Origin of the sequence: Arenimonas sp. (genome assembly GCF_036275555.1) — a bacterium.
GTDB lineage: Bacteria > Pseudomonadota > Gammaproteobacteria > Xanthomonadales > Xanthomonadaceae > Arenimonas.
The window spans coordinates 179,270-195,324 of the sequence record NZ_DASUDO010000006.1; the positions used below are offsets into that span (position 1 = coordinate 179,270).

The following is a 16,055-nucleotide window of genomic DNA, read 5'->3' on the forward strand; positions in this document are numbered from 1 at the left end:
AACCGACAGGCCCCGGTATGTCCATCCCCCTCGACGCAGACGCCACCACCGCCCGGTCGCGCCCCGGCGCCCGCTTTTTCGTGGGCATGGCGCTGGCCTTCCTGGCGGCAGCGGCCCTGGGCTTCGGCCCCAGCTTCTACCTGCGGCCGCTCTCGGATGCGGCTGCGCTGCGTCCGCACGTGGTGGTGCACGGCCTGGTCATGACGGCCTGGTACCTGCTGCTGCTCGCGCAGGCGTTGCTCGTGGCCCGGCAGCGCGTGGACCTGCACCGGCAGCTGGGCATCTTCGGCGTGCTGCTGGCCGTGGCGGTGTTCGCCACCGGCCTGCAGGTCAACCTGCACATCGTGGGCCGCGCCACCGCGGAACAGTTCGAGGCGTTCCTGGGCTTTGCGACGATGGGCATCGTCGGCCTGCTGCCCTTCCCGGTGCTGGTGGCCCTGGCGGTGGCCTGGCGTCGGAAGCCCGCGCTGCACAAGCGCCTGGTCTACTGGGCCTTCGTGCTGACCATCGGCCCGGCCTTCGCGCCCTCGCGGCCGATGGGCGCATGGCTGGACGGGCTGGTGGCGCCCGCCCTCCCGTTCTTCCCCTCCGACCTGATCTGGGTGGCGGCGCTGGTGGCCTATGACCTGCGAACGCTGCGCCGGGTGCATCCCGCCACCTGGATCGGCTTCCTCGTCCTCGCGGCTTACCTGACGGTCGGACTGGGCTGGCTCAGCGGGAACGCCACGGTGCGCAGCCTCATCACCACCTTGGCCGGCGTCTCCGCTTGAGCAGCGCGCGCGGGGGTGCCCGCAAATGAACCTGGTTCATTTGTCATCCGGGGTGGGTGGGGTTAAATGAAGCTGGTTCATTGGTGGGGAGCGTGGCGTGGCCAGTCGATTCATTGTGCGGTTGAACGAGCCGGCGCTCGCGCGCGGGGATGAGCCGGGGCTTTCCTTCCAGTCCTCGGGGGCAGAGGGGTTTGCGGCGGAGCTCGAGGCGGCGCTGCGGACGCCGGTGCTGTTCGAGCGCTGGCGGGCGATGCAGGACGAGCCCGACGAGGTCGACAAGTCGCTGGGCGCCGTGGACCCCGAGGCCCGCGTCACCGGTGTGCAGCGGGACCTCAAGATCGAGCTCGACGCGCGCACGTCGCTGTCGCACGGCGTGTTCCGGCACCGCATGCGGCTGCTCGCGGGCAGCCACTGGGAACTGGCGGACGTGCGCTTCGGCTGAGGCTCAGCCGGTGTTCTGCACGCCGGCGGCGATGCCGTTCACCGTGGTCACCAGGGCGTGGAACAGCGCGTCTTCGGGGCGGCCCGCCTCGCGCCAGCGGGCCAGCAGGTCCACCTGCAGCAGGCTGATCGGGTCCACGTAGGGATTGCGCAGGCGGATCGACTGGCGCAGGCGGAAGTCGTTCGCCAGCAGTTCGTCCGCGCCCTTGAGCGCGAGGATGGTGTCGCGGGTGCGCGCGAACTCGGCGGCGATGCCCGGGAAGAACGCGTCGTGGGCATCGCCGGCCAGGCGCGAGTAGCGCTCGAAGATGCCGAGGTCGGACTTGGCCAGCACCATCTCGACGTCGTCCACGAGGGTGGCGAAGAACGGCCAGTCGCGCGCCATCTCGGCCACGGCCTCGCGGCCATGCCCCTGCACCGCATGCGCGAGACCCGTGCCGACGCCCAGCCACGCCGTCAGGCCACAGCGATTCTGCGACCACGCGAACACCCACGGGATCGCCCGCAGCGAGGACACGCCGCCGGCCTGCCCGCGCTTGCTGGGCCGCGAGCCGATGCGCAGGCGCTCGATGACGTCGATCGGCGTGGCGGCGCGGAAATAGTCCACGAAACCCGGCGTTTCGTAGACGAGCCCGCGGTAGTGCGCGCGGGCGGTCGCGGCGATCTCCGCCGCCATCGCCCGCCACGCCGCCTCGCGCGGCTCCGGCGCGCGCGGCCGCAGGCTGGCGCGCAGCACGGCGCCGGTCATCTGCTCGAGGTTGCGCAGCGCGATGGCGCGGATGCCGTACTTGCGGTGGATCACCTCGCCCTGCTCGGTCAGGCGCAGGTTGCCGTCGACCGAACCGCGCGGCGCGGCGATCACCGCCCGCTCGGTCTTGCCGCCGCCGCGCGACAGCGAGCCGCCGCGGCCGTGGAAGAAGGCGATGCGCACGCCGGCCTCGGCCGCCAGCGCGGTCAGCTGCACTTGGGTCTGCTGCAGCGCCCAGCGCGAGGCCACGAGGCCGCCGTCCTTGGCGCTGTCGGAATAGCCCAGCATCACGATCTGGCGGTCGCCCCGCATGCGCAGGTGCTCGCGATACACCGGGTCGGCGAACAGCGAGCGCAGCGTATCGACCGCGGCCTGCAGGTCGTCCACGGTTTCGAACAGCGGCGCCACGTCGAGCGGCACCGCGTCGCCCTCGCCGGTGCAGCCGGCGATGCGCGCCAGGGCCAGCACCGCCAGCGCATCGGCGGCGCTGCGGCTCATGCTGATGATGTAGGGACCGAAGGCGCGCGGGCCGTAGCGCGGGAGGGATTCGGCGACGGTGCGGAAGACGGCGAGCACGGACCGTGAATTTCCGGCGGGCTGGGGGGAGATCGGGACTGAAGTCCCTCCCACAGGATCGTGTGGGAGGGACTTCAGTCCCGATGGCCCGGAGCCGATCCACTCGCGCAGTCGTGCCGCCCGCTCCTGCCAGCCGCGCTCCGGCCACTCGCTGTCGCCCAGCAGCTCCGCCAGCGCCGCATCGTGCTGCGACGACTCCTGCCGCAGATCGAGCGTGGCCAGATGGAAGCCGAAGGCCTCCGCGCGCCGCCGCAGCCGCCGCACCGCGAAGCCGCCGGCATGCTCGCCGCGGTGCGCGGCCAGGCTGGCTTCCATCAGCCGCAGGTCGTCGAGGAAGCCGGTGGCGTCGTCGTAGCCTTCGCGCTTGTCCTGCGCCGTCGCGGCCAGGCGCGCCGACACCAGGGCCGCGAAGCGGCGGTAGGGCATGTCGGCGTGCCGCGCCTTGAGCTTCCCGGCGGATTTCGGGAAGCGCCGCGCGTACTCATCGCTGCGCAGCACCAGCGCCGGCGCCACGCCGACGCGCCCCACGGACTGGCTCAGCAGCTCGCCCAGGCGCGCCAGGTCACGTCTATAGTTCGCCAGCACGAGCGCGCGCTGGCCCGACAGCGTGGCCTCGATGGTGGCGGCGCCCACGTTCGGGTTGCCATCCATGTCGCCGCCGACCCAGGAACCGAAGCCCAGCAGCGGCGGCAGCGGCGGCGCGTCGTCGCCGTAGACCGTGTGCAGCGCGTCCTCGAACACTTCATGGAAGACCGGCAGCACGCGGTACAGCACGTCGGAGAGGTAGAACGCCACGTGCTCGAACTCGTCGGCGACGCTGGGCTTCTCGGGCGGCGTCTCGTCGGTCTGCCAGCTGGCGGTGAGCGCCAGCCGCATGCGTTCGACGTCGGCGCGGCGCTCCTGCGGCGTCAGGCCGCGGTCGATGTCCTCGACCAGGCAGCGCACCACCTCGCTTTCCTTTTCCAGCAACGCACGCCGCACGGCCTCGGTCGGGTGCGCGGTGAACACGGGCTCCACGCGCATCCGCGCGACCAGCGCCGACAGCGTGGCGGCGTCCACGCCTTCGGCCTTGAGCTGGCGCAGCGAGGCCTCGAGGCCACCGGGCTGCGGCGCCGCGCCCTGCCGCTGGTAATCGCGGCGGCGACGGATGCGGTGCACGCGCTCGGCGAGGTTCACGGCCTGGAAATAGGCGGCGAAGGCCCGCACCAGCAGCTCGGCGCGATCCAGCGGCAGGCCGTGCAGGCGATCGGACAAGGTCTCGATCGGCGCCCCGGCTTCGCGGCGGCGGATCGCGGCAACGCGCAGGGCTTCGACGTCGGCCAGGAACGCCGGCGACACCTGCTCGGCCAGGATCTCGCCCACCAGTACGCCCAGGCGCTTGACGTCCTCGCGCAGCAGGGCGTCGGTAGGCGGCAGGTCGATGTCGCGAAGGGTTTCGTTATCGGCGGGTGTATTCATCCGGAAAGCCTACCAGCCGGAGGCTTCAAGGGCATTTTCGACGCGGATTGACGCGGATGAACGCGGATAGGGCAAGTGCAAAAGAGCAGGAGGGGGTCTCGGCAGGTCACGCCAATCGCGAAGATCCAACTTCGGCTTATGCTCTATCCGCGTTCATCCGCGTTGATCCGCGTCTGAAGAGCTTCGGGACTGAAGTCCCTCCTACAGGGCGCGGATCAAGCGCCGCAGCACTTCTTGTATTTCTTGCCGCTGCCGCAGGGGCAGGGGTCGTTGCGCTCGGGGGTGGCGGCGCGGCGCACCGGTTCGCGTGGGGTCAGCGATTCGATGCGGTGCACGTGCAGGTCGTGCAGCATGTCGGGCAGGCCGGCGTGGATCTCCAGCCGCTCGCTGTAGGGCAGCGGCGTCGGTGCCCCGCCCTCCTGCTCGGCCGGATAGCTGCCGACGGCCAGGGCCTCGACGTAGCCCTCGACCTCGCCGATCCACTCGTCCTTGGCGATCCAGGCGTCCCAGGCCTCGGAACGCAGGTCCATGCCGTCCAGGAAGCCCGCGCCCCAGGCCGCGCCGATGTCCACGTCGTCGCCGTGGTCGCCCTCGACGTCGTCGGGCAGCCACCAGAACAGCGCGCCGTCCACGGTCATCTCGTCGGAGTTGAAGCGCACGCGGCGCGCGGCGGTGTTCCAGGCCAGCATCAGCAGCGCGCGGGCGGCGGCCTCGTCGGCTTCGTTCTCCCAGCGCGGCGGCGCCTTGCCCCAGACGCGCGGCAGCCATTCCTCGACCGGAATCACTTCGCCGGGACTCACGACCAATGCACTCAGGAAACCATCGAGCTGCTCGAGCCCGTAGCCACCGAAAGGCACGGCGCGCTGCTCGAGCAGGCGGTCGAGTTCGTCGATGCGCGGGTCGTTGGCGCGGAACCAGTCGGCTTTCACGGTGGCCATGTCAGTACGCGAATTCCTTGAACACCGGATCGACGCTGCCCTTCCACGCGCCGTGGAACAGGGCCAGCTTGCGCTCGGCGGGGGTTTCGTTGGCCAGCGCGAACTCCAGCAGCGGTTCCAGGAACACGGCTTCGCTGGCGCCGGTGGCATTGAGGCGGTTGCGGCGCTTGAGGCCATTGCCGGCGATCTTCAGCGCCTCGAGCGCGAGTTCGCGCACGGTGGCGCCGCGGAAGGGCAGCTTCAGCGCATGCTTGGGCACGCCGTCGCGCAGCGCGTGGCGCTCCTGCATCGTGAAATCCTTCACCAGGTCCCAGGCCGCGTCCAGCGACTCCTGGTCGTACAGCAGGCCGACCCAGAACGCCGGCAGCGCGCACAGGCGGTTCCAAGGGCCACCGTCGGCGCCGCGCATCTCGAGGTATTTCTTCAGCCGCACTTCCGGGAAGGCGGTGGTCATGTGGTCGGCCCAGTCCTTCATCGTGGGCAGCACGCCCGGCAGCGAAGGCAGCTCGCCGCGCAGGAACTTGCGGAAGTCCTGTCCGCTGAGGTCGAGGTATTCGCCGTCGCGGTAGCTGAAGTACATCGGCACCTGCAGCAGGTAGTCCACGTAGCGCTCGAAGCCGAAGCCGTCCTCGAACACGAAGTCGAGCATGCCGGTGCGGTCCGGATCGGTGTCGGTCCAGATGTGCGAGCGGTAGGAAAGATACCCGTTCGGCTTGCCTTCGGTGAACGGCGAGTCGGCGAACAGCGCGGTCGCGATCGGCTGCAGCGCCAGCGACACGCGGAACTTCTTCACCATGTCGGCTTCGCTGGAGAAGTCCAGGTTCACCTGCACGGTGCAGGTGCGCGTCATCATGTCCAGGCCCAGGTTGCCGCGCTTGGGCATGTACTCGCGCATGATCTTGTAGCGGCCCTTGGGCATCCAAGGCATTTCGTCGCGGCGCCACTTGGGCTGGAAGCCCATGCCGAGGAAGCCCAGCCCCAGCTCTTCGCTGACGGTCTTGACCTCGCGCAGGTGCAGGTTGGTTTCGCAGCAGGTCTGGTGGATGTCCTGCAGCATCGCGCCCGAGAGCTCGAGCTGGCCGGCCGGCTCCAGCGTCACCGAGGCGCCCGCCTTCGACAGCGCGATCAGCTTGCCCTTCTCCTTGTAGGTCTCCCAGCCGAAGCGGGTGAGGCCGCGCAGCATCGCCTCGATGCCGTCGGGGCCTTCCCAGGTGGGCGGGCGCAGGTCGTCGAGCCGGAAGCCGAACTTCTCGTGCTCGGTGCCGATGGTCCACTCGGACGCGGGGCGGGCGCCCGTGGCCAGGTACTCGACCAGCTGGTCGCGACCGGTGATGGGGCTTTCCTTGACGTTGCTGGGTCCGGACACGGGGCGCGCCTTGCTGGGGGTGGAAGCGATGTGCGGCCGCTGGCCTACAATCGCAAGGATGGCGAGTTTATCCCGCAACCCATGAAGGCTGGCGTCCTGCCCCTGCTGCTGCTGTGTTGCGGGCCGGCCCTGGGCCAGGTGCTCGAGCGCGGCAACGGCCCGGAGCCGTCCACGCTGGATGCGCACCGCTGCCCGGAGGTGGCCTGCGCCAACGTGCTGCGCGACCTGTACGAAGGCCTGGTGGCCGAGGACGGCGGCGGGCGGCTGGTGCCCGGCCTGGCCGAGCGCTGGGACGTATCCGCCGATGGGCGCGCCTGGACCTTCCACCTGCGGCCTGGCCTGCGCTGGTCGAACGGCGAGGCGCTGGACGCCGGGCAGGTGGTGGCCAGCTTCCGGCGTGCGTTCACGCCGGCGACGGCGGCGCCCTTTGCCGGCCATTTCGAGGCAATCACGAACGCGGCCGCGGTGCAGCGCGGCGAACTGCCGCCGGAGCGGCTCGGCATCACGGCGCCGGACCCGCGCACGGTGGTGTTCACGCTCTCGCGCAGCGCCGACCTGCCGCGGCTGCTCACGCTGCCCACCGCGTTTCCGGTTTACCTGCCGGCGCTGGCCGAGCACGGCACCCAGCACACGCGCCCCGGCCGCCTCGTCAGCAACGGCGCCTACCGCCTGGCCGGCTGGCTGCCGCAGGCGATGATCACGCTCGAGCGCAATCCGGAATTCCGCGAGCCGGCGCCGATCCCGCGCGTGCGCTTCCACGTCACCGAAGATGCCAGCAGCGAACTCAAGCGCTTCGAGGCCGGCGGCCTGCACCTCACCGAAACCGTGCCACCCCAGCCACTGCCCGCGCTGCGCGCGCGCTTCGGCGACCAGCTGCGCATCAGCCCTTACCTCGGCAGCTTCTGGCTGGGCTACAACCTCGACCAGCCGCCGTTCAAGGACGCGCCGACGCTGCGCGAGGCGCTGTCGCTGGCGATCGACCGCGACATCCTCACCCGCCACGTCACCGGACTCGGTGAGGTCCCGGCCTACGGCCTGGTGCCGCCGGGCGTGGCGGGCTACGCGCCGGCCAGCCTGGGCTGGGGCCGCGCGACCCAGGCGCAGCGCGAAGCGCTGGCGCGCCGCCGCTACGCCGAGGCCGGCTACGGGCCGGACAATCCGCTCGAAGTGGAGCTGCGCTACAACACGTCCACGCCGCATCGCCGCCTAGCGCTTGCCGTCGCCGCGATGTGGCGCGAAGTGCTGGGCGCGCGCGTCCGGCTGCGCAACGAAGAGTGGAAGGTGTTCGTCGGCAACCGCCGGCAGCGGGTGATCACGCAGGTGTTCCGCGGCGGCTGGATCGCCGACGTGGACGACCCGCGCAACTTCCTCGACAACTTCCGCGGCGACAGCAACGCCAACTGGACCGGCTACGACGACCCGGCCTTCACCGCCCTGCTCGACGCCGCCGACGCCGCGCCGACGCTCGCGGCCCGCGCCGCGCGCCTGCGCGAGGCCGAGGCGCACCTGCTGCGCGCGCACGCGATCGTGCCGATCTACTTCTACACCTCGAAGCACCTGGTGCGCCCCGAGGTGGGCGGCTTCGAAGCCAACCTGCTCGACCGCCACCCGAGCCGCTTCCTCACGCTGGCGCCGGGCGAATGAAACGATTCGCCGTGCGCACGCTCGAGGCGGTGCTGACGCTGTGGCTGCTGGCCACGCTCTGCTTCGTGCTGCTGCGCGCGGCGCCCGGCGGTCCCTTCGACGCCGAGAAAGCCGCGCCGCCGGAGGTCGAGGCCGCGCTCGCCGCGCAGTACCGCCTCGACCAGCCGCTGCTGTCGCAATACGGCCACTGGCTCGGCGACGTGCTGCGCGGCGACCTCGGGCCCTCGTTCCAGTACCCCGACTACACCGTGAACCAGCTCATCGCCGCCGGCCTGCCGATCTCGCTCGTGAACGGGGGCCTGGCGCTGCTGCTGGCGCTGGCGATCGGGCTGCCGCTGGGGGTGTGGTCGGCGCTGCGGGCCGGGCGCTGGGCGGACCGCGTGCTGATGTTCGGCGCCGGCCTGGGCCTGGCGGTGCCGAAGTTCGTGGCGGCGCCGCTGCTGATCCTGCTGTTCGCGGTGACGCTGCAGTGGCTGCCCGCCGGCGGCTGGGACGGCGGCTGGCGCAGCGCGGTGCTACCGGTGATCGCGATGGCGCTGCCCAACCTCGCCTACTGCGCGCGGCTCACGCGCGCGGCGATGCTGGAGGTGCTGGGCGCCGACTACCTGCGCGCCGCCCGCGCCCGCGGCCTGTCCGAAACGCGGCTGCTGTTCGCGCACGCCCTGCGCCCCGGCCTGCTGCCGGTGGTGGCGTGGCTGAGCCCCGCCTTGATCAATGTCGTCAGCGGGTCGGCGGTGGTCGAACAGGTGTTCGGCATCCCGGGCATCGGCCGCTATTTCGTGCAGGGCGCGCTCAACCGCGACTACACCCTGGTGCTGGGCGTGGTGCTGGTGGTGGGCGCGGCGATCGTGCTGATCAACGCCGCGGTGGATGCGGCGCGGGCGGGCATGGACCCGCGCCTGCGCGACGCGGACCCTTAGGATTCCGGCGCAGGCTCCGGCGGATACTGCGGCTCCGGCGGCGGCCGCTGCAGCAGCGGGTTTTCGCGGACTTCGCGGCCGACGATCCGCCCCTTTTCCACCGTCAGGATCAGGTCGCGCTCGTACTGCGACTCGAAGCCCATGTGCACGTATTCGATCTCCGCGCCCTGCGGCACCCGCAGCTGGCCGGAATACCAGTCGGCCAGCAGGCGATCGGCACCGCGCGCCGCGCCCAGCTTGCGCAGCGGCACGTCCTTCGGATCCGCGCAGGGATTGGCCTCGAGCTTGACCAGGTAGAGCTGGTCGTCCCGGATCTCCCAGCTCGCGCGCAGCCCGGACCACGAGGCGCTGCAGCCGCCCTTGATGTAGCGGTCGACCTTCTTCTTCAGGTCGGGCCGGGCCGACAGCAGCGGCTGGATGGGCTGGGCGTAGAGGGCGGCGGTCTGCCCGTCGAAGCTGATCTGGTCGGGGATCTGGGCGGTGGCGGCCGCGCGGCCGGCCGCGAGGCCGAGCATCAGCGCCAGCAGTACCCAACGGAAAGTGATCATGCGGCGGGGCTCCGGGTCGATGGCGACAGGGGGATGTTGGCTCAAAGCTCCAGCCAGCGCGACACGACGGCACGCGCCTCGTCGACGCCGATCTTGGATTCGCCGGAGAACACCTGCACGGACGCGCGCTCGCCCAGCTCCTTCCGGACCTTGAGCAGCGTGTTGCCCTGCTCGCCGCGGCCGAGCTTGTCGGCCTTGGTGAGCAGGCAGTGCGCCGGCAGCCCGCGGCCGAAGGCGTAGTCGAGCATCTGCAGGTCGTACTCGCGCAGCGGGTGGCGGATGTCCATCACCACCACCAGGCCGGCCAGCGACTGGCGGGTGTGGAAGTAGACGTTGATGAACTCCTTCCAGCGCTCGCGCATCTCCTCGGGCACCTTGGCGTAGCCGTAGCCCGGCAGGTCGACCAGGTGCTTGTTGGGCGCGACTTCGAAGTAGTTCAGGGCCTGGGTGCGGCCGGGGGTCTTGGAAACGCGGGCCAGGCCGTGCTGGTTGGTGAGCGCGTTGAGCGAAGTCGACTTGCCCGCGTTGGAGCGCCCGGCAAAGGCCACTTCCCGGCCATCGTCGGGCGGCAGCTGCTTCAGGGCGTGGGCGGAAAAGGTGTACTTGGCGCGGGCCAGGGGGTTTGCCATCGGGTCGGCCGGTGCAGGAAAGGCCACTAGCTTGGCCTGCCCGGGCCGCCCTGACCAGCATCGGGCCGGTTCCGGGCCGGCTTGATTGACCCCTCACGGCGCGGGCTGGGATAATCCGCGCCTTCCCGCGCGTCCTCCGCGCCGAGCCCCATCCACCCGAATTCCAGCGTTCCGGAGCAGTCCATGAAGTTCTCGCGCATCCTCGGTGTCGCCGCCCTCCTGGCCGCCGGTTCCACCCTGGCCCAGGAAGCCGCCACCGTGACGCCGGCCCCGGAGGCCGAAGCCGCCCCGGTCGCCACCCTGGAAGCCGACAACACCCCGGCCACCTGGGGCGACGCCCAGGCCGGCGCCGGCAAGGCCGCCGCCTGCGCCGCCTGCCACGGCCTCGACGGCAATTCGGCCGACCCGCAGTACCCGAAGCTGGCCGGCCAGCACGAACGCTACATCGCCCGCCAGCTCGCCCTGTACAAGAGCGGCGAGCGCAACAACGCCATCATGCTCGGCTTCGCCTCGACCCTGAGCGCGCAGGACATGCGCGACATCGGCGCCTACTTCGCCAGCCAGAAGGTCGTGCCGGGCGTCGCCGACGACACCGTGATCGCCTCGGGCCCGAACGCCGACCGCAAGTTCTTCGAAGTCGGCCAGCGCCTGTACCGCTACGGCAACCCCGACCAGGGCGTGCCGGCCTGCCAGGCCTGCCACGGCCCCGACGGCCGCGGCAACCCGGGCTCGGCCTGGCCGCAGCTGGGCGGCCAGCACGCGGGCTACACCGCCAACGCCCTCACCGCCTTCCGCGACGGCATGGTCTGGGGCAAGGACGCCAACGCCAACGCCCTGATGGCGGGTGTGGCCGGCAACCTGACCGACGAAGAGATCCAGGCGCTGGCCACCTACATCGAAGGCCTGCACAACGTCGCCGACGCGCCCGCTGCCGAGGCCGTGGCCGACGCGGCCCCGCCGCAGGGCTGAGCCCCGCGGCCGGCGGCTTGCGCCGCCCCGGTGAACCTTGCCGGCCAGGCGTGGTCTGGTTGGCTGTCCCCTCAAGGAGCACGACCCGATGAAGCGCCTGCTGTCCCTCCTGCTCGTCCTCGCCCTCGCCGCCTGCAGCCAGGCGCCGTCCGAGCCGGCTGCCCCGGCCACCCCGGCTGAGCCGGCCGCCCCGACGGCTGAACCCGCGGCCGCGCCCGCCGCCGAGGCCGCCGCCCCGACCGACGCAGCGCCCGCCGCCCCCGCCGAGGGCGAGAACGCCGAAGCCCCGGCTGCCGATGCGGCCGCCGCCGCGGAAGCCGGCACCGACGCCCCGGTCGCCGAGCTGCCGGCCATGCCGGACCCGGCCAAGGCGCCGCGCGAGGGCACCGACTACGTCGTGCTCGCCGAGCCTCAGCCGACCTACACCACCGGCCCCGGCATCGAAGTGGCCGAGGTCTTCGCCTACACCTGCATCCACTGCGCCAACCTGCAGCCGACCCTCGACGCGTGGAAGCCGAACCTGGCCTCGGACGTGCGCTTCGTCTACGTGCCGGCGGCCTTCGGCGGCCCCGGCGACAACTTCGCCCGCGGCTTCTTCGCCGCCGAAGCGATGGGCATCCTGGAAAAGACCCACAACGCGACCTTCGACGCCTTCTTCGTGCAGCGGAAGTTCCAGACCGCGTCGCCGGAGGAAGTGGCCGACCACTACGCCAGCCTCGGCGCCGACCGCGACACCTTCCTCTCCACCATGCAGAGCTTCGCGGTCACCGCGAAGCTCAACCGCGCCCGCCAGTTCGCGCTGCGCACCGGCGTGCAGGCCACGCCCACCGTCATCATCGCCGGCAAGTACAGCGCCTCGATGACCGGCGACCGCGGCCCGGCCGGCCTGGTCGAGACCATCGACTGGCTGGTGCAGAAGGAACGCGCCGAAGCCGCACGTCGCTGATCGTTCGCGACACGCGTCACATGCCCGGGGCCGCACTGCGGCCCCGTTCATTTTTGGCCTTGTGATGGGGCGCGCACGGCCGCACCATGCCGACATGGCCGCCAAGCCCAAACCTCCCGCGTCCACCCGCCCGCTGCGCCTGCTGAGCGCCAACATCCAGGCCGGCTCGAGCACGCGCGCCTACCGCGAGTACGTCACCCGCAGCTGGTCGCACGTGCTGCCCAACGGCAAGCGCCTCAACCTCGACAGCCTCGCCGCGCTCGCCGAGCCCTTCGACCTCGTGGGCCTGCAGGAAAGCGATCCGGGCAGCCTGCGCTCGGGCTTCACCAACCAGGCCGACTACCTGGCCGAACGCGGCGGCTTCCCCTACTGGAGCCACCAGCCCAACCGCCGCATCTCGCGCATCGCCGGCAGTGGCAACGCGCTGCTGAGCCGGCTGGAACCGAAGGAGCTGCTCGACTACGCCCTGCCCGGCCGCATCGCCGGCCGCGGGGTGCTGCTGGCGCGCTTCGGCGAGGGCGACACGGCCTGGGACCTGGCGGTCACGCATCTCTCGCTCGGGGCGAAGTCGCGCCAGCTGCAGTTGGGCTTCCTCGCCGACCTGCTCTCGGAATCACCACGGCTTGTGCTGATGGGCGACTTCAACTGCGATTTCGACGCTCCCGAGATGCGCGCGCTCTACCGGGAAACCAAACTCGAGCCACCCGCCGAGCGCATCGCGACCTTCCCCAGCTGGGCGCCGCAGCGCTGCCTCGACCACGTGCTGGTCGGCGGCCTCAAGATCAACCACTACCAGGCCATCCCCGCCGCCGGCTCCGACCACATGGCCGTCGCCGTCGAACTCCAGGTCCCCACCGCCAAGCCCGTGACCTAGAAAAGCGTTTGACACGGATTAAAGCGGATGAACACGGATGAACACGGATAAAGCGGAAGCTTGATTGGCTTCTCGCCGGATGCGGCGGCGTGCCTTGGCCAATATCCGATTGCCTTTGCTTTATCTGTGTTCATCCGTGTTCATCCGCTTTTATCCGTGTCCAAATTTTTCTTTCTACGGACACGCCATAGCCCCCAAAAACTCGACATGAAGAAAGGCCGCCCGAAGGCGGCCTTTCAAGGGTGACGCGGGGGAGGTGGATCAGAAGCTGACTTCGCCGCGCAGGTAGAAGAAGCGGCCACCCGGGATGTCGTAGGTGGAGGCGTCGTAGCCGTTGAGCGAGCAGGACACGCAGATCGGCGGGTCCTTGTCGAACACGTTGTTGGCGCCGAAGGTCAGCTTCAGGTTGGCCAGGTCCTCGAACTGGTAGCCCACCTGCAGGTCGCTGTAGGTGATCGCCTTGAGCACGTTGGTGTCGCGCGCCGGGTCCGAGCAGACCGAGAACGAGATCACGCGACCGCAGGACTCACGCAGCTCCGAGATGTGGCGGAAGGTCCAGGACGCCGACCACGGACCGTTGGCCCACTCGGTGGTGAGGTTGGAGGTCCAGTCCGGGATCGCACTGTCCACGACCTCGCGGCCCGGTGCCTGCGGCTGCAGCTGGCCGGCGGCGCCGACCGCCTCGTAGCGGCCGACGAAGGTGTTGCGCCAGGCCATCTTCACCTGGCCCCAGTCCTGCATCGGGAACACCCACGACAGGTCCACGTCCCAACCGTCGGTCTTGATCGAGCCGAGGTTGCTCAGGCGGTTGGCGAAGGCGTTGATGCCGCCGGTGGAGGCGCGGCTGATGCCCGAGCAGTACAGCGGGTCGAGCGTCTGCACGCACAGGTCGAGCTGGGTCTGGGCATCGATGGCCTGGATCGCGCCTTCGATCTCGTGCTTGTAGAAGGTGAACTCGAGGTCGACGCGATCGGCGATCGACGAATCCTCGAGGAAGGACGGGCTCCAGACGAAGCCGGCGGTGAAGCTGTCGGCGAACTCCGGCTCGAGCTGCTCGTTGCCGCCGGTGGTGACCGAGATCTGCGGGTTCGGCTGCACGTAGTTGCTGGGCACGCCGAGCGCCGCGCAGTTGGCGGCCAGCGACGGGTCGAGCAGCGGCGTGGTGCAGGGATCGTCGAGCTGGGCGTCGAAGCGGCTGGCGGAGCCGAACAGTTCGCCGATCGACGGGGCGCGGAAGCCCTCGGCGAAGCTGGCGCGCAGCACCAGTTCCTCGGCCACCTGCCAGCGCAGGCCGTACTTCGGCGTCACTTCGGAGATGCCGGTGCTGTAGTCGGAGTAGCGGCCGGCCAGCGTGAAGTCGAGGCGGCTGCCCTTCTCGGCGTTCGCGTACAGCGGCACGTTGAACTCGGCATAGACCTCGCTCACGTCGTACTTGCCCGCGGTCGGCAGCGACGGCACGCCGTTGTAGAAGCCGGCCACCGTCAGCGGATCGGGCTGGTAGGAGCCCTCGAGGCGGCGGTGCTCGACGCCCGCGGCGAAGTCGACCGAACCCGCGGGCAGCTCGAACAGGCTGCCGGACAGGTTGGCGGTGACCAGCGCCAGCTCGTTCCGGCTCTGGTCGCGCACCACCGGCGAGATGAAGGCCAGCATCTCCGGCGTGATCGTGCCCGGGCCGCCGAAGATGTTCAGCGGGGTGCAGCCGGCGACCGCGGCGCAGGCGGCGGGGTCGCCCAGCGCCAGCGCGATGTTGCGGATGTCGTAGCTGCCGAAGTTGGTCTGCTCGGCCTCGTTCTCGCTGAAGGCGACGTTGGCGTCCCAGTAGAAGCTGCGGCTGCCGGCGTCGAACACGCCCTCCAGGCCGGCGCCGACATACCAGGTGTCGACGTCCTGTTCGAAGATGCGCGGACCCCCCTCGACCGGGCGGCGGCCGATCAGGATCAGGTTGCGGTCGGCTTCGGGCGTCGTCAGGCGGCCGTCGAGGTCGAAGCCGAACGGGTTGAACGGGTTCAGGCCGGAAATGAAGATGTTGTCGGCCAGCGGGTTGCCGGTGCCGGCCTCGGGGCCGAGGAAGATCGGCTCGGGCGCCGCCTGGTTGGTCGACTGGCGGCGGTTGAACAGCACCTTGGCGTAGCCGCTGACCGCATCGGTGAACTGGAACCGGCCCTGGCCGAACACGCCGGTGCGCTCGGACGGCGTCAGCAGCAGGTTGAACTGCGAGAAGTTGAAGCGGTCGGCGGTGGTGAAGCAGTGGTAGTCATCGGTGCGCACGCAGCCGACCTGGGTCGGGTCGTACACCGGGTCGCTGACGCCGGTGTTGGGCGTGACGTCGATGGTCCGGCCGGTGTTCGGGTCGGTGATGATGAAGCGGCCGGTGGGCGTGCCCGAGCTGCCAAAGGCGACGCCGGTGCCCGGCACCGGGAAGGAGGACTGCTCGCGGTCGCGCGAGAAGATCACGTCCTGGTCGGTGTGGCTGATGCCCACGAACACGCTGGCGCGGTCGCTGCTCTTGCCCCAGGCGAAGTCGATGCTGGAGGTGGCGCCGTCGCCCTCGCCGTATTCGCCGTACTGCGCGCTCAGCGAGATGCCGTCGAAATCCTTGCGGGTGATGATGTTCACCACGCCGGCGATGGCATCCGAGCCGTACAGCGAGGACGCGCCGTCCTCGAGCACTTCGATGCGCTCGATGATGGCCAGCGGGATGGTGTTGAGGTCGGTGGCGGCACCGACGCCGGAGGCCGAGGCCTCGTTGACCCAGCGGATGCCGTCCACCAGCACGAGGACGCGCTTGGCGCCGAGGTGGCGCAGGTCGGCCTGCGCGGAACCCGCGCCGACGCCGCTGCCGTCCGGCGGGAAGCCGAAGTTGCCGCTGGAGTTGAACTTGGTGTTGAGCGCCGAGCCCGAGCCAGTGAGGGACTGGACCAGGTCGCCGACCGAGGTGAGGCCGCTGCGGTCGATGTCGGCGCGCGTGATGCGCTGCACGGGCACCAGGCCCTCGGCTTCGGCGGTGCGGATGCGGGTGCCGGTGACTTCGATGCGGTCGAGGGTCTGGACGCCTTCTTCTTCGCTGCTGTCCTGCGCGGTCGCGGCGAGCGGCAGCGCCGCCAGCAGCAACGCGCCGCGAACCGCCAGGCTCAGGCGGGAGGTACGGGTGCTCTTCATGGTGGTCCCCAAGGGTTGGTGGGACCGGCGCCTTGCCCCCAATGCGCCGGCTCGGGACCAGATGTAAAG

At 70.6% G+C, this 16,055-nt stretch carries 13 protein-coding genes; 7 read left to right on the forward strand and 6 right to left on the reverse strand.

Annotation, left to right across the window (positions count from 1 at the left end; all coding sequences use genetic code 11):
* Positions 1–17: 17 nt before the first annotated feature.
* Positions 18–770 (forward strand): hypothetical protein, encoded by a 753-nt coding sequence (locus tag VFV21_RS01800; RefSeq protein WP_329667817.1) that lies wholly within the window; start codon positions 18–20, stop codon positions 768–770.
* Between the two features lie 112 nt (positions 771–882).
* The gene (locus VFV21_RS01805; protein WP_414638450.1) at positions 883–1,212 is read left to right on the forward strand and encodes a hypothetical protein; all 330 of its coding nucleotides are present in this window, start codon (positions 883–885) and stop codon (positions 1,210–1,212) included.
* Positions 1,213–1,215: 3 nt separating this feature from the next.
* Here VFV21_RS01805 and ppc read toward each other — a convergent pair whose 3' ends face one another.
* The 3 genes from ppc to VFV21_RS01820 all read right to left on the reverse strand — a co-directional run bounded on the left by ppc (position 1,216) and on the right by VFV21_RS01820 (position 6,297).
* Positions 1,216–3,993 carry a phosphoenolpyruvate carboxylase gene (gene ppc, locus VFV21_RS01810; protein WP_329667818.1) on the reverse strand — a complete coding sequence of 926 codons (2,778 nt, stop codon included), beginning with the start codon at positions 3,991–3,993 and terminating at the stop codon, positions 1,216–1,218.
* 215 nt (positions 3,994–4,208) lie between these two features.
* Positions 4,209–4,931, reverse strand: coding sequence for a UPF0149 family protein (locus tag VFV21_RS01815; protein WP_329667819.1), 723 nt, complete (start codon positions 4,929–4,931; stop codon positions 4,209–4,211).
* Between the two features lies 1 nt (position 4,932).
* Positions 4,933–6,297, reverse strand: coding sequence for a glutamate--cysteine ligase (locus VFV21_RS01820; protein WP_329667820.1), 1,365 nt, complete (start codon positions 6,295–6,297; stop codon positions 4,933–4,935).
* Between the two features lie 81 nt (positions 6,298–6,378).
* On the opposite strand from VFV21_RS01820, the gene VFV21_RS01825 reads away from it, so the two are divergent.
* Positions 6,379–7,941, forward strand: a complete 1,563-nt coding sequence (locus VFV21_RS01825) for a peptide ABC transporter substrate-binding protein (protein ID WP_329667821.1) — start codon at positions 6,379–6,381, stop codon at positions 7,939–7,941.
* Entirely contained in the window at positions 7,938–8,861 is a 924-nt protein-coding gene (locus VFV21_RS01830) for an ABC transporter permease subunit (RefSeq protein ID WP_329667822.1), read from the forward strand. Before VFV21_RS01825 ends, VFV21_RS01830 begins: the two co-directional genes overlap by 4 nt.
* Here VFV21_RS01830 and VFV21_RS01835 read toward each other — a convergent pair.
* Both VFV21_RS01835 and yihA read right to left on the reverse strand, forming a co-directional pair.
* Positions 8,858–9,409, reverse strand: a complete 552-nt coding sequence (locus VFV21_RS01835; protein WP_329667823.1) for a hypothetical protein — start codon at positions 9,407–9,409, stop codon at positions 8,858–8,860. The genes VFV21_RS01830 and VFV21_RS01835 overlap by 4 nt on opposite strands.
* A gap of 41 nt (positions 9,410–9,450) precedes the next feature.
* Complete coding sequence (yihA, locus tag VFV21_RS01840; protein WP_329667824.1) at positions 9,451–10,038, reverse strand: ribosome biogenesis GTP-binding protein YihA/YsxC; 588 nt, start codon at positions 10,036–10,038, stop codon at positions 9,451–9,453.
* Between the two features lie 183 nt (positions 10,039–10,221).
* Between yihA and VFV21_RS01845 the strand changes: the two genes are divergently transcribed.
* From VFV21_RS01845 to VFV21_RS01855, 3 genes are all read left to right on the forward strand, one after another.
* The gene (locus VFV21_RS01845; protein ID WP_034210143.1) at positions 10,222–11,007 is read left to right on the forward strand and encodes a c-type cytochrome; all 786 of its coding nucleotides are present in this window, start codon (positions 10,222–10,224) and stop codon (positions 11,005–11,007) included.
* 88 nt (positions 11,008–11,095) lie between these two features.
* On the forward strand, positions 11,096–11,953 hold the full coding sequence (locus VFV21_RS01850) for a thiol:disulfide interchange protein DsbA/DsbL (RefSeq protein ID WP_329667825.1): 858 nt from the start codon (positions 11,096–11,098) through the stop codon (positions 11,951–11,953).
* Between the two features lie 139 nt (positions 11,954–12,092).
* Complete coding sequence (locus VFV21_RS01855) at positions 12,093–12,827, forward strand: endonuclease/exonuclease/phosphatase family protein (RefSeq protein ID WP_034210222.1); 735 nt, start codon at positions 12,093–12,095, stop codon at positions 12,825–12,827.
* Positions 12,828–13,088: 261 nt separating this feature from the next.
* Here VFV21_RS01855 and VFV21_RS01860 read toward each other — a convergent pair whose 3' ends face one another.
* Positions 13,089–15,986 carry a TonB-dependent receptor domain-containing protein gene (locus VFV21_RS01860; protein ID WP_034210146.1) on the reverse strand — a complete coding sequence of 966 codons (2,898 nt, stop codon included), beginning with the start codon at positions 15,984–15,986 and terminating at the stop codon, positions 13,089–13,091.
* Positions 15,987–16,055: the final 69 nt, after the last annotated feature.

Excerpts from the sequence above, each read along its gene's own strand:
- VFV21_RS01825 (WP_329667821.1), top strand. The coding sequence starts at position 6,379 with ATGAAGGCTGGCGTCCTGCCCCTGCTGCTGCTGTGTTGCGGGCCGGCC.
- VFV21_RS01815 (WP_329667819.1), bottom strand. The coding sequence starts at position 4,931 with ATGGCCACCGTGAAAGCCGACTGGTTCCGCGCCAACGACCCGCGCATC.
- yihA (WP_329667824.1), bottom strand. The coding sequence starts at position 10,038 with ATGGCAAACCCCCTGGCCCGCGCCAAGTACACCTTTTCCGCCCACGCC.
- VFV21_RS01835 (WP_329667823.1), bottom strand. The coding sequence starts at position 9,409 with ATGATCACTTTCCGTTGGGTACTGCTGGCGCTGATGCTCGGCCTCGCG.
- VFV21_RS01860 (WP_034210146.1), bottom strand. The coding sequence starts at position 15,986 with ATGAAGAGCACCCGTACCTCCCGCCTGAGCCTGGCGGTTCGCGGCGCG.
- VFV21_RS01850 (WP_329667825.1), top strand. The coding sequence starts at position 11,096 with ATGAAGCGCCTGCTGTCCCTCCTGCTCGTCCTCGCCCTCGCCGCCTGC.
- ppc (WP_329667818.1), bottom strand. The coding sequence starts at position 3,993 with ATGAATACACCCGCCGATAACGAAACCCTTCGCGACATCGACCTGCCG.
- VFV21_RS01800 (WP_329667817.1), top strand. The coding sequence starts at position 18 with ATGTCCATCCCCCTCGACGCAGACGCCACCACCGCCCGGTCGCGCCCC.
- VFV21_RS01845 (WP_034210143.1), top strand. The coding sequence starts at position 10,222 with ATGAAGTTCTCGCGCATCCTCGGTGTCGCCGCCCTCCTGGCCGCCGGT.
- VFV21_RS01830 (WP_329667822.1), top strand. The coding sequence starts at position 7,938 with ATGAAACGATTCGCCGTGCGCACGCTCGAGGCGGTGCTGACGCTGTGG.